The 13,582-nt window shown below is 63.3% G+C and carries 10 protein-coding genes and 1 tRNA gene; all 11 read left to right on the top strand.

Going from position 1 to position 13,582, the window contains the following annotated elements; translation table 11 throughout:
• Nucleotides 1-161: EF-Tu C-terminal domain-related protein (locus H4O11_RS18365; protein ID WP_484600400.1), on the top strand; the 161-nt coding region annotated here is incomplete at its 5' end.
• A 103-nt stretch (nt 162-264) separates the two neighbouring features.
• A tRNA-Trp gene (locus H4O11_RS18370) sits at nt 265-340 on the top strand.
• Between the two features lie 46 nt (nt 341-386).
• A complete protein-coding gene (secE, locus tag H4O11_RS18375) occupies nt 387-800 on the top strand; it encodes a preprotein translocase subunit SecE (RefSeq protein ID WP_182342145.1) in 414 nt (137 codons plus the stop codon).
• Nucleotides 801-810: 10 nt separating this feature from the next.
• Entirely contained in the window at nt 811-1,374 is a 564-nt protein-coding gene (gene nusG / locus H4O11_RS18380; protein WP_182342148.1) for a transcription termination/antitermination protein NusG, read from the top strand.
• Nucleotides 1,375-1,585: 211 nt separating this feature from the next.
• Complete coding sequence (rplK, locus tag H4O11_RS18385; RefSeq protein WP_182342151.1) at nt 1,586-2,014, top strand: 50S ribosomal protein L11; 429 nt, start codon at nt 1,586-1,588, stop codon at nt 2,012-2,014.
• Between the two features lie 4 nt (nt 2,015-2,018).
• Nucleotides 2,019-2,717, top strand: coding sequence for a 50S ribosomal protein L1 (rplA, locus tag H4O11_RS18390; RefSeq protein WP_182342154.1), 699 nt, complete (start codon nt 2,019-2,021; stop codon nt 2,715-2,717).
• 386 nt (nt 2,718-3,103) lie between these two features.
• On the top strand, nt 3,104-3,634 hold the full coding sequence (gene rplJ, locus H4O11_RS18395; protein WP_182342157.1) for a 50S ribosomal protein L10: 531 nt from the start codon (nt 3,104-3,106) through the stop codon (nt 3,632-3,634).
• Between the two features lie 63 nt (nt 3,635-3,697).
• Nucleotides 3,698-4,066 (top strand): 50S ribosomal protein L7/L12, encoded by a 369-nt coding sequence (gene rplL, locus H4O11_RS18400; protein WP_182342160.1) that lies wholly within the window; start codon nt 3,698-3,700, stop codon nt 4,064-4,066.
• 326 nt (nt 4,067-4,392) lie between these two features.
• The gene (gene rpoB / locus H4O11_RS18405; RefSeq protein ID WP_182342162.1) at nt 4,393-8,547 is read left to right on the top strand and encodes a DNA-directed RNA polymerase subunit beta; all 4,155 of its coding nucleotides are present in this window, start codon (nt 4,393-4,395) and stop codon (nt 8,545-8,547) included.
• A gap of 91 nt (nt 8,548-8,638) precedes the next feature.
• Nucleotides 8,639-12,862, top strand: coding sequence for a DNA-directed RNA polymerase subunit beta' (gene rpoC, locus H4O11_RS18410; protein ID WP_182342165.1), 4,224 nt, complete (start codon nt 8,639-8,641; stop codon nt 12,860-12,862).
• Between the two features lie 335 nt (nt 12,863-13,197).
• The gene (gene rpsL, locus H4O11_RS18415; RefSeq protein ID WP_166923599.1) at nt 13,198-13,572 is read left to right on the top strand and encodes a 30S ribosomal protein S12; all 375 of its coding nucleotides are present in this window, start codon (nt 13,198-13,200) and stop codon (nt 13,570-13,572) included.
• Nucleotides 13,573-13,582: the final 10 nt, after the last annotated feature.

A 13,582-nucleotide genomic window follows, 5' to 3' on the forward strand; every position in this document is an offset into this window, starting at 1 on the left:
CCAAGCTGCCGGAAGGTGTGGAGATGGTGATGCCGGGCGACAACGTGAAGATGGTTGTCACCCTGATCAACCCGGTTGCCATGGATGAAGGCCTGCGCTTCGCTATCCGCGAAGGCGGCCGTACCGTTGGCGCCGGCGTGGTCTCGAAGATCATCAAGTAATCCAGCAGTACCCGGCGGTTTGTAGTACCGCCGGTCGCGCGAGTGGCGGGCCGGGAACCTCGGTCCGCCTTCGCCGTCTAAGGCAAGGCAAAGTTTTTGACGTACGCCAGTAGCTCAATTGGCAGAGCAGCGGTCTCCAAAACCGCAGGTTGGGGGTTCGAGTCCCTCCTGGCGTGCCATTGCCTTCCTAACCAGCGGTCATGCCGCTAAAGCAGCCCGAGCCGGATGAACAGCAAGATCGAACAGTCCAAGGAAACGTCCACCAGCGGTGGAGATCTCTTCAAGTACGTCATCGCATCGCTGTTGGTGCTGGCGGGATTGTTCGTATGGTTCTGGTTCTCTGCAGATTCCGGTCGCGCCGCCCAGTTGGGTGCGTGGGCTGGTCAGATCCGCGCGCTGGCCGTGATTGTTGGCCTGGCGGGCGGTGTCGCCATTTTCATGCTGACCGGGAAGGGCCACGATACCCGTGAGTTCCTGTCCGAGTCGCGCTTCGAGCTGCGCAAAGTGGTCTGGCCGACGCGCCAGGAAGCCATCCGGATGACCTGGGTCGTAATCGTGGTCGTCATCATCCTCAGCCTGCTGCTGGGCGGATTCGACTTCGTCATTCAGAAACTGACCCAGTGGTTCCTGGGCCGGTAAGGAGAAACCCATGAAGCGTTGGTATGTCGTTCACGCCTATTCAGGCTTCGAGAAGTCGGTGGCGCAGGCCCTGCGCGATCGCATCGTCCGCGACGGCATGGAAGAGCGCTTCGGTGATGTGCTGGTGCCGACCGAGGAAGTGATCGAGATGCGGGCCGGCCAGAAGCGCCGTTCCGAGCGCAAGTTCTTTCCGGGCTATGTGCTGGTCCAGATCGAGACCCACGAAGAAAACGGTATTCCGCGCATCGACAACGAGAGCTGGCATCTGGTCAAGGAAACCCCTCGCGTGATGGGTTTCATTGGCGGCACTGCCGATCGTCCGCTGCCGATCCGTGATGAAGAGGCTGCCCACATCCTGGATCGTGTTCAGGAAGGTGTCGAGAAGCCGCGTCCGAAGGTGCTGTTCGAGCCGGGCCAGATGGTCCGTGTCAACGACGGCCCGTTCAACGATTTCAATGGCGTGGTCGAAGAGGTCAACTACGAGAAGAGCCGCCTGCGCGTCTCGGTGCTGATCTTTGGCCGTGCTACTCCGGTCGAGCTCGAGTTCGGCCAGGTCGAAAAGGCCACCGGCTGACGGTATAGCCTCTCGGCGTTTACGGCGGCCGCTGTGGACGCAGCGGCCAAGCGCTGGTATAGTACGCAGCTCCCTGCCAGGAAGCTGTCAGGATGAAGGCCGCCGAAAGGTGGCCTTCGGCATGATTTCAAAACGCGATGCCGGGACGCGAGATTCCCGGTCCGATGGGGAGCCTGTTGTCGTAAGGCGCTAGCACCCGGAGAGCATACTCATGGCAAAGAAAGTTGTCGGTTACATCAAGCTGCAGGTGAAGGCCGGTCAGGCCAACCCCTCGCCGCCGGTCGGTCCTGCGCTGGGTCAGCGCGGCCTGAACATCATGGAATTCTGCAAGGCGTTCAATGCCGCCACGCAGAAGCTCGAGCCGGGCCTGCCGGTTCCGGTGATCATCACGGCCTATTCGGACCGTACGTTCACCTTCATCACCAAGAGCACCCCGGCCACCACCCTTCTGAAGAAGGCCGCTGGCATCTCCTCGGGCTCCAAGCGCCCGAATACCGAGAAGGTCGGCAAGGTCACCCGTCAGCAGCTGGAAGAGATCGCCAAGGCGAAGGAACCGGATCTGACTGCCGCCGATCTGGACGCCGCCGTGCGCACGATCGCTGGCTCTGCCCGTTCCATGGGCCTCGTGGTGGAGGGTTAAGAAGATGGCACAGACCAAGCGTGAGAAGGCCGTGAAGGCCGCAGTCGTTCCGGGCAAGTCGTACGGCTTCGAAGAAGCGATCAACATCCTCAAGACCACCGCCAAGGCCAAGTTCGTCGAGTCCATCGACGTCGCCGTGCGCCTGGGCGTGGACGCGAAGAAGTCCGACCAGCAGGTCCGCGGTTCCACCGTGCTGCCCGCCGGTACCGGCAAGAGCGTCCGCGTCGCCGTGTTCGCCCCGGCCGGTGCCAAGGCTGATGAAGCCCTGGCCGCTGGCGCCGAAGCCGTCGGCATGGACGACCTGGCCGAGAAGATGCAGGCCGGTGACCTGAACTACGACGTCGTGATCGCGACCCCGGACGCCATGCGCGTCGTGGGTAAGCTGGGTACCGTGCTGGGCCCGCGTGGCCTGATGCCGAACCCGAAGGTCGGCACCGTGTCGGCCAACCCGGGCGAAGCGGTCAAGAACGCCAAGTCGGGCCAGGTGCGTTACCGCACCGACAAGGCCGGCATCATCCACTGCACCATCGGCAAGGCCAGCTTCGAAGACGAAGCGCTGAAGTCGAACCTGCAGGCGCTGCTGCTGGACCTGATCAAGGCCAAGCCGGCCACCTCGAAGGGCACCTACCTGCAGAAGGTATCGGTCAGCTCGACGATGGGCCCGGGTGTCACCGTCGACCAGTCGTCGCTGACCCTGAAGTAATTGTTTCAAGCGGGCAGGGGATCCCCGGATTCCCTGCCCGCCACATTTGAAGGCATCCACCGGCAACGTATCGCCGGTGGTCGCCGTCAAAGACCGCAGGTGCGGTCGTGGCATGCCGGCGACGGGCACGGAAGCTCGAATTGGCAGGGAGTCGCCGCCGGAGCAGTCACGAGCGCTTAATCGATCCTTCGCGGATCACCCTGCGTAGATGGTGCCCTTCTGGAGTTTTTCTGGTTCACGCATGTCTGGGGTTTCCCCAGGTTGGATCCAGGTCTGGAACGGCCCACCCCCGGAACATCAGCCCGATGTTCCCGGTGTCCAGGACGGACGCCGCCCAGGACCGCACACGGCAGGAGCCGTAAGCGGAGTTCAATTGGAGGAGTGCAATGGCTCTCAATCTGTCCCAGAAGCAAGAAGTAGTCGCGGAGCTGGCAGACGTCGCCGCCAAGGCTCACTCCTTGATCGCAGCCGAATACGCTGGCACCACGGTCTCCCAGATGACCGCGATGCGCAAGCAGGCGCGTGAATCCGGTGTTTTCTTGAAAGTTGTCAAGAACACCCTGGCTTCGCGTGCCGTTGAAGGCACCGAATTCGCATGTGCACAGGACAAGCTGGTCGGTCCGCTGCTGTATGCGTTCTCGCTCGAGGAGCCCGGCGCAGCCGGTCGCCTGATCAAGGAATTCGCCAAGGGCAACGACAAGCTGCAGCCCAAGGTCGTCGCCATCGGTGGCGAAGTGTTCCCGGCAAGCCACGTTGACGTGTTGGCCTCGCTGCCGACCCTCGACCAGGCCCTGGCAATGCTGGCGCGCGTCCTGACCGAGCCGGTCACGATGTTCGCACGTGCCAACAAGGCGCTGGCCGATCAGCTGGGTGGCGGCGAAACCGCTGCTGCCGAGCCGGTCGCCGAAACCGCCTGAGTTCCGACCTATCGTGGTTCCTGACGGAACCTCAATCCAGAAAATAATTCAAAGGTAATCAACATGTCCCTTTCCAACGATCAGATCGTCGAAGCCATCGCCTCGAAGTCCCTGCTGGAAGTGATGGAGCTGGTCAAGGCCATCGAAGAGAAGTTCGGCGTCTCCGCCGCCGCTCCGGTCGCCGTGGCTGCTGCCGCTGGCCCGGCTGCTGCCGTCGAAGAGCAGACCGAGTTCACCGTCGTCCTGAAGTCGCCGGGCGACAAGAAGGTCGAAGTGATCAAGGCCGTCCGCGCCATCACCGGCCTGGGCCTGAAGGAAGCGAAGGACCTGGCCGAAGCCGGTGGCGTCCTGAAGGAAGGCGCTTCGAAGGAAGACGCCGAGAAGATGAAGAAGGACCTGGAAGCTGCTGGCGCGACTGTCGAAGTCAAGTAAGCAGATCCCTTGCGTCGCCATCGAAACCCGGCGATGCAGCCAAGGCTGGGGGCGTAAGCCCCCGGCCTTTGGTCGTTGTTGCAGGACCGGCCGGGTATCGCCCGGCTCTGCAGGAAAGCGGTAAAAGCCCAACACGGGCTGCAATAGAAGGCCCGCCAGTCCAGCGCCCAGCGCGGCGGCGGTCACGCAGATGCAGTCAAGTTGGCAGTTGGAAGTAGCGGGAGAAGGCGTGCTGGTGCCGGCAATACCAGCGACTTCCAACTGACAATTTCAAGTTTCCTTTTGGGTCGTGGACGCACGGCCCGCACAACAAGGTGGAAGACATCATGACGTCCTATTCGTTCACCGAGAAGAAGCGCATCCGCAAGGATTTCGCCAAGTCGCGCGCTATTCTCGAAGTGCCGTTCCTGCTCGCCATCCAGGTGGATTCGTACCGCGAATTCCTGCAGGAAAACGTCGATCCGGCCAAGCGCACGGACCACGGCCTGCACGCTGCACTCAAGTCCGTCTTCCCGATCTCCAGCTACAGCGGCAACGCTGCGCTGGAATATGTCGGCTACAAGCTGGGCGAGCCCGTGTTCGACGAACGCGAGTGCCGCCAGCGTGGCATGAGCTATGGTGCGCCGCTGCGCGTGACCGTGCGCCTGGTGATCTACGACCGTGAGTCGTCGACCAAGGCCATCAAGTACGTGAAGGAGCAGGAGGTCTACCTCGGCGAGATCCCGCTGATGACCGACAACGGCACCTTCATCGTCAACGGCACCGAGCGCGTCATCGTTTCGCAGCTGCACCGTTCGCCGGGCGTGTTCTTCGACCACGACCGTGGCAAGACCCACAGCTCGGGCAAGCTGCTGTACAGCGCCCGCATCATTCCTTACCGCGGCTCCTGGCTGGACTTCGAGTTCGACCCGAAGGACGCGCTGTTCACCCGTATCGACCGTCGCCGCAAGCTGCCGGTGTCGATCCTGCTGCGCGCGCTCGGCTACAACAACGAAGAGATGCTGGCCGAGTTCTTCGAGATCAACACGTTCCACATCAACCCAGATGAAGGCGTCCAGCTGGAGCTCGTTGCCGAGCGCCTGCGGGGCGAGACCCTGGGCTTTGACCTCGCCGACGGCGACAAGGTCATCGTGGAAGCCGGCAAGCGCATCACCGCACGCCACGTCAAGCAGCTGGAAGCGTCGGGCATTGCTGCCCTGGCCGTGCCGGACGAGTACATCGTTGGCCGCATCCTGTCGCACGACGTGGTCGATGCGGCTACCGGCGAACTGCTGGCGCAGGCCAATGACGAGATCACCGAAGAGCAGCTGCAGGCCTTCCGCAAGGCCGGCGTGGATGCCGTGGGCACCCTGTGGGTGAACGATCTGGACCGTGGCGCCTACCTGTCCAATACCCTGCGCATCGATCCGACCAAGACCCAGCTCGAAGCGCTGGTCGAGATCTACCGCATGATGCGTCCGGGCGAGCCGCCGACCAAGGACGCCGCGCAGAACCTGTTCCACAACCTGTTCTTCACCTTCGAGCGCTACGACCTGTCCACGGTCGGCCGCATGAAGTTCAACCGTCGCGTGGGCCGCAAGGAAACCACCGGCGAAGCGGTGCTGTACGACCGCAAGTACTACGGCGAGCGCAACGACGAAGAGTCCAAGCGCCTGGTCGCCACCCGTGGCGAATCGTCCGACATCCTGGACGTGATCAAGGTCCTGACCGAGATCCGCAACGGTCGTGGCGTCGTCGATGACATCGACCACCTCGGCAACCGTCGCGTGCGTTCGGTCGGCGAAATGGCCGAGAACGTGTTCCGCGTGGGCCTGGTCCGCGTCGAGCGTGCGGTCAAGGAGCGCCTGTCGATGGCCGAGTCCGAAGGCCTGACCCCGCAGGAGCTGATCAACGCCAAGCCGGTTGCCGCAGCCATCAAGGAGTTCTTCGGCTCCTCGCAGCTGTCGCAGTTCATGGACCAGAACAACCCGCTGTCGGAAGTCACGCACAAGCGTCGCGTCTCGGCCCTGGGCCCGGGCGGCCTGACCCGTGAGCGCGCCGGCTTCGAAGTGCGCGACGTGCACCCGACCCATTACGGCCGCGTCTGCACCATCGAAACGCCGGAAGGCCCGAACATCGGCCTGATCAACTCGCTGGCCGTGTATGCGCGTACCAACGAATACGGTTTCCTCGAGACGCCGTACCGGAAGGTCGTGGATGGCAAGGTCTACGACGAAGTCGAATTCCTGTCGGCCATCGAAGAGAACGAGTACGTCATTGCCCAGGCCAACGCCCTGACCAATGCCGACAGCGTGCTGACCGAGCAGTTCGTGCCGTGCCGCTTCCAGGGCGAATCGCTGCTGAAGCCGCCGGCGGAAGTGCACTTCATGGACGTCTCGCCGATGCAGACCGTGTCGGTCGCCGCGGCGCTGGTTCCGTTCCTGGAGCACGATGACGCCAACCGTGCACTGATGGGCGCCAACATGCAGCGCCAGGCCGTGCCGACCCTGCGGGCACAGAAGCCGCTGGTGGGTACCGGCATCGAACGCGCCGTGGCCCGTGACTCCGGCGTTACCGTCAATGCCCGTCGTGGCGGCGAAGTGGTGCAGGTCGATGCCGCACGCATCGTGGTCAAGGTGGTCGAAGAGGAAATCATCGGCGCCACCGACGCCGGCGTGGACATCTACAACCTGGTCAAGTACACCCGTTCCAACCAGAACACCTGCATCAACCAGCGTCCGCTGGTGAACGTAGGCGACGTGATCGCGCGCGGCGACGTGCTGGCCGATGGCCCGTCCACCGACATCGGTGAGCTGGCGCTGGGCCAGAACATGCTGATCGCCTTCATGCCGTGGAACGGCTACAACTTCGAAGACTCCATCCTGCTTTCCGAGCGCGTGGTGGAAGAGGATCGTTACACCACGATCCACATCGAAGAGCTGACCTGCGTTGCACGCGACACCAAGCTGGGGCCGGAGGAGATCTCCGCCGACATCCCGAACGTCTCCGAGCAGGCGCTGAACCGCCTGGACGAGAGTGGCGTGGTGTACATCGGCGCTGAAGTGCGCGCCGGCGACATCCTGGTCGGCAAGGTCACCCCGAAGGGTGAAAGCCAGCTGACTCCGGAAGAGAAGCTGCTGCGCGCGATCTTCGGCGAGAAGGCTTCGGACGTGAAGGACAGCTCGCTGCGCGTGCCGCCGGGCATGGACGGCACCGTCATCGACGTGCAGGTCTTCACCCGCGACGGCATCGAGAAGGACAAGCGTGCGCGCCAGATCGAGGAATCCGAGATCAAGCGCGTCAAGAAGGACTTCGACGACCAGTTCCGCATCCTGGAAGGTGCCATCTATGCCCGCCTGCGCTCGCAGATCGTCGGCAAGGTGGTCAATGGCGGTGCCAACCTGAAGAAGGGCGACACCGTCAGCGACGCTTACCTGGACGGCCTGAAGAAGGCTGACTGGTTCGTGCTGCGCATGAAGGACGAGGATGCTTCGGAAGCGATCGAACGCGCCCAGAAGCAGATCCAGGCGCACGAGAAGGAGTTCGAGCGTCGCTTCGCCGACAAGCGCGGCAAGATCACCGCCGGCGACGACCTCGCCCCCGGCGTGCTGAAGATGGTCAAGGTGTTCATGGCGGTGAAGCGCCGCATCCAGCCGGGCGACAAGATGGCTGGCCGCCACGGCAACAAGGGTGTGGTGTCCAACGTGGTGCCGGTCGAGGACATGCCGTACATGGCCTCGGGCGAGACCGTGGACATCGTGCTGAACCCGCTGGGCGTGCCGTCGCGCATGAACATCGGCCAGATCCTGGAAGTGCACCTGGGCTGGGCCGCCAAGGGCCTGGGTCGCAAGATCCAGGGCATGCTGGAAGCCCAGGCCGCGGTCGCGCAGCTGCGTGTCTTCCTGGACGAGGTGTACAACCATGACAGCGCCAACGTGGCTACCCACGTCGACCTGACCCAGTTCAGCGATGAAGAGCTGCTGCGCCTGGCCGGTAACCTGACCGACGGCGTGCCGATGGCCACCCCGGTGTTCGACGGTGCCACCGAAGCGGAAATCAAGCGCATGCTGGAATTGGCCGACCTGCCGAGCAGTGGCCAGACCCAGCTGTACGACGGACGCACCGGTGAAGCCTTCGACCGCCATACCACGGTCGGCTACATGCACTACCTGAAGCTGAACCACCTGGTCGACGACAAGATGCATGCCCGTTCGACCGGTCCGTACTCGCTCGTCACCCAGCAGCCGCTGGGCGGCAAGGCGCAGTTCGGCGGCCAGCGCTTCGGTGAAATGGAAGTCTGGGCGCTGGAAGCCTACGGCGCGGCCTACACCCTGCAGGAAATGCTGACGGTGAAGTCCGATGACGTACAGGGCCGCAACCAGATGTACAAGAACATCGTCGACGGCGAGCACGAGATGGTTGCCGGCATGCCGGAATCCTTCAACGTGCTGGTGAAGGAAATCCGTTCGCTGGCCATCAACATGGAACTGGAAGACAACTGATCGCGCAGGCGCTGCTGCCGTGATGCAGCAGCGCCGCCGGTTCGTTCGCTGACAGCCCATCGACAACGTATTCCTCCTTCCGGAGAACACCATGAAAGACCTGCTCAACCTCTTCAACCAGCAGCGCCAGACGCTGGACTTCGACGCGATCAAGATCGCGCTGGCTTCGCCCGACCTGATCCGTTCGTGGTCGTTCGGCGAAGTGAAGAAGCCGGAAACCATCAATTACCGTACCTTCAAGCCGGAACGCGACGGCCTGTTCTGCGCCGCCATCTTCGGACCGGTCAAGGACTACGAGTGCCTGTGCGGCAAGTACAAGCGCATGAAGCACCGCGGCGTGGTCTGCGAGAAGTGCGGCACCGAAGTGACCCTGGCCAAGGTGCGCCGCGAGCGCATGGGCCACATCGACCTGGCTTCGCCGGTCGCGCACATCTGGTTCCTCAAGTCGCTGCCGTCGCGCATCGGCCTGATGCTGGACATGACCCTGCGCGACATCGAGCGCGTGCTGTACTTCGAAGCCTACGTGGTGACCGAGCCGGGCCTGACCGCCCTGGAGCGCCGCCAGCTGCTGACCGAAGAGCAGTACCTGCAGGCCCGCCAGGAGCACGGTGACGACTTCGATGCCGCCATGGGCGCCGAGGCCGTTTACGAACTGCTGCGCACCATCGACCTGCAGTCGGAGATGACCCGCCTGCGCGAGGAAATCGCCGCTACCGGTTCGGAGACCAAGCTCAAGCGCCTCACCAAGCGCATCAAGCTGATCGAAGCCTTCCTGGAATCGGGCAACCGTCCGGAGTGGATGGTCATGACCGTGCTGCCGGTGCTGCCGCCGGACCTGCGTCCGCTGGTGCCGCTGGACGGTGGCCGCTTCGCGACCTCCGACCTGAACGACCTGTACCGCCGCGTCATCAACCGCAACAACCGCCTGCGCCGCCTGCTTGAACTGAGCGCGCCGGACATCATCGTGCGCAATGAAAAGCGCATGCTGCAGGAATCGGTCGATGCGCTGTTGGACAACGGCCGCCGCGGTCGTGCCATCACCGGCACCAACAAGCGCCCGCTGAAGTCGCTGGCCGACATGATCAAGGGCAAGCAGGGTCGCTTCCGCCAGAACCTGCTGGGCAAGCGCGTGGACTACTCGGGCCGTTCGGTCATCGTGGTGGGTCCGTACCTGCGCCTGCACCAGTGCGGCCTGCCGAAGAAGATGGCGCTGGAACTGTTCAAGCCGTTCGTGTTCGCCAAGCTGCAGCGTCGCGGCCTGGCAACCACCATCAAGGCCGCCAAGAAGCTGGTCGAGCGCGAGGAAGCCGAAGTCTGGGACATCCTGGAAGAGGTCATCCGCGAACATCCGGTGATGCTGAACCGTGCGCCGACCCTGCATCGCCTGGGCATCCAGGCGTTCGAGCCGGTGCTGATCGAAGGCAAGGCCATCCAGCTGCACCCGCTGGTCTGCACCGCGTTCAACGCCGACTTCGACGGTGACCAGATGGCCGTCCACGTGCCGCTTTCGCTGGAAGCCCAGCTGGAAGCGCGCGCGCTGATGATGTCGACCAACAACATCCTGTCGCCGGCCAACGGCGAGCCGATCATCGTGCCGTCGCAGGACGTCGTGCTGGGTCTGTACTACATGACCCGCTCGCTGGAAAACAAGAAGGGCGAGGGCATGGCCTTCGCCAACATCGCCGAAGTCAAGCGCGCCTACGACAACCGCGTGGTGGAACTGCACGCACGCGTCAAGGTCCGCATCACCGAGGTGGTGACCGACGAGGACGGCAACAAGCAGGACAAGACCTCGATCGTGGACACCACGATCGGTCGCGCCCTGCTGGCCGAGATCCTGCCGGAAGGCCTGCCGTTCGCGCTGGCCAACACCGAGCTGACCAAGAAGAACATCAGCCGCCTGATCAACTCCAGCTACCGCCAGCTGGGCTTGAAGGACACGGTCGTGTTCGCCGACAAGCTGATGTATACCGGCTTCGCCTACGCAACCCGCGCAGGCGTGTCGATCGGCATCGACGACATGCTGATCCCCGACGAGAAGAAGGGCATCCTCACCGAGGCCGAAGCCGAAGTGCTGGAAATCCAGGAGCAGTACCAGTCGGGCCTGGTCACCGCCGGCGAGCGCTACAACAAGGTGGTCGACATCTGGTCGCGTACGAATGAACGCATCGCCAAGGCGATGATGGACACCATCGGTACCGAGAAGGTCATCAATGCCAAGGGCGAGACCATCGACCAGAAGTCGATGAACTCGCTGTACATCATGGCCGACTCCGGTGCACGTGGTAGCCAGGCGCAGATCCGCCAGCTGGCCGGCATGCGTGGCCTGATGGCCCGTCCGGATGGTTCGATCATCGAAACGCCCATCAAGGCGAACTTCCGTGAAGGCCTGAACGTGCAGGAGTACTTCAACTCCACCCACGGTGCCCGTAAGGGTCTGGCCGATACCGCGCTGAAGACCGCCAACTCGGGTTACCTGACCCGTCGCCTGGTGGACGTCGCGCAGGACGTGGTCATCACCGAGGTGGACTGCGGTACCACCGACGGCCTGACCATGACGCCGATCGTGGAAGGCGGCGACGTCGTGGAGCCGTTGAAGGACCGCGTGCTGGGTCGTGTCGTAGCCGAGGACGTGTTCCTGCCGGGCAACGACGAAGATCCGATCGTCACCCGCAACACCCTGCTCGACGAAGCCTGGGTGGCCAAGCTGGAAGATGCCGGCGTGCAGACCATCAAGGTCCGTTCGACGATCTCCTGCGCCTCGCCCTTCGGCGTCTGCGGCCGCTGCTACGGCCGCGACCTGGCCCGTGGCCACATCGTCAACATCGGTGAAGCGGTCGGTGTCATCGCCGCGCAGTCGATCGGTGAGCCGGGTACCCAGCTGACCATGCGTACGTTCCACATCGGTGGTGCGGCATCGCGTGCGGCTGCAGTGGACAACATCACCGTCAAGACCACCGGTTCGGTCAAGTTCAACAACCTGAAGTCGGTCGAGCATGCCAACGGCTCGCTGGTGGCGGTGTCGCGCTCGGGCGAAATCTCGGTGCTCGATGCGCACGGTCGTGAGCGCGAGCGTTACAAGCTGCCCTACGGTGCCAACATCGCGTCCAAGGATGGCGACGCCGTCAAGGCTGGCCAGACCGTTGCCAACTGGGATCCGCATAACCACCCGATCGTGTCGGAAGTGGCTGGTTTCCTGCGCTTCATCGATTTCGTCGATGGCATCACCGTCATCGAAAAGACCGATGAACTGACCGGCCTCGCTTCGCGCGAGATCACCGATCCTAAGCGTCGTGGTTCGATGGGCAAGGACCTGCGTCCGCTGGTCCGCATCGTCGATGCCAAGGGCAACGATCTGTCGATCCCGGGCACCGACATGCCGGCGCAGTACCTGCTGCCGCCGCGTTCGATCGTCAACCTGCAGGACGGCGCTGCCGTCGGCGTGGGTGACGTGGTCGCCAAGATCCCGCAGGAAGCATCCAAGACCCGCGACATCACCGGTGGTCTGCCGCGCGTTGCCGATCTGTTCGAAGCGCGCAAGCCGAAGGATCCGGCGGTGCTGGCCGAGCGTTCGGGCATCATCAGCTTCGGCAAGGACACCAAGGGCAAGCAGCGGCTGATCATCAAGGACACCGATGGTTCGGAGCACGAAGAGCTGATTCCGAAGTATCGCCAGGTGATCGTGTTCGAAGGTGAGCACGTGACCAAGGGCGAAACCATCGTGGACGGCGAGCCGAGCCCGCAGGACATCCTGCGCCTGCTGGGTGTCGAGCCGCTGGCGGCCTACCTGGTCAAGGAAATCCAGGACGTGTACCGCCTGCAGGGCGTGAAGATCAACGACAAGCACATCGAGGTGATCACCCGCCAGATGCTGCGCAAGGTCGAGATCACCGACCAGGGCAACAGCAAGTTCCTGAATGGCGAACAGGTGGAACGCCAGCGCGTTATCGAGGAGAATGCACGCCTCGCTGCCCGCACCGAATTGCCGGCACAGTACGATCCGGTCCTTCTGGGCATCACCAAGGCGTCGCTGGCCACCGAGTCGTTCATCTCGGCAGCCTCGTTCCAGGAAACCACCCGTGTGTTGACCGAGGCTGCTGTCCGCGGCACCAAGGACAACCTGCGTGGCCTGAAGGAAAACGTGATCGTCGGTCGCCTGATTCCGGCCGGTACCGGTTTGTCGTATCACGCCAACCGTCGCCGCGGCGCCACCGGCCTGACCGATTCGGAGCTGCAGACCCTGTCCGGCACCTCGGCCGTGGTCGAAGCACCGGTGGTTGAAGCCGAAGCTGAACAGGCTCCGGGCGAAGAATGAGGCAGCTGGTCCGGTCGCAAGGCCGGACCCACCTTTGTCGTAGCACCCGGGCCATGCCCGGGTGACGTTTGAAGGGTAGGGCGGCGCAGGCCGCCATGCCTGGCAGTAACGGCAGGCCGGTCCGCCCGCGGAGACGCCCGCCGAACCTGAACGGGGTACATGGAGGCCCCCCCGTAACTTCCCGGGATAAGGGAAGGGCTTGACAGGAGCGCGATTGACTGCGTTTCTGGCAGGTTGCTACAATCGTCTGTCTCAGCAGGCCAGTAGTTTGGCCTGCTTTAACATTTCCGCATCTCTGGCCAGTTCATGCTGGCCCCAATCAGAAGAACCTACTGATGGCGACGATCAACCAGCTGGTCCGCAAACCGCGGCAAGCTACCACCTACAAGAGTGCCTCGCCGGCGCTCGACAAGTGCCCGCAGCGCCGTGGCGTCTGCACGCGCGTGTACACCACCACCCCGAAGAAGCCGAACTCGGCCCTCCGCAAGGTTGCCAAGGTCCGCCTGACCAACCAGGAAGAGGTCATCAGCTACATCGGTGGTGAAGGCCACAACCTGCAGGAGCACTCCGTGGTCCTGATCCGTGGCGGTCGCGTCAAGGATCTGCCGGGTGTGCGTTACCACACTGTTCGTGGCTCGCTCGATGCCTCCGGTGTCGCCAAGCGTCGCCAGGCCCGTTCGAAGTACGGCGCCAAGCGTCCGAAGGCATAAGGAGAGAGCA

This window comes from Stenotrophomonas tumulicola (assembly GCF_014117215.1).
Taxonomy (GTDB): domain Bacteria; phylum Pseudomonadota; class Gammaproteobacteria; order Xanthomonadales; family Xanthomonadaceae; genus Stenotrophomonas; species Stenotrophomonas tumulicola.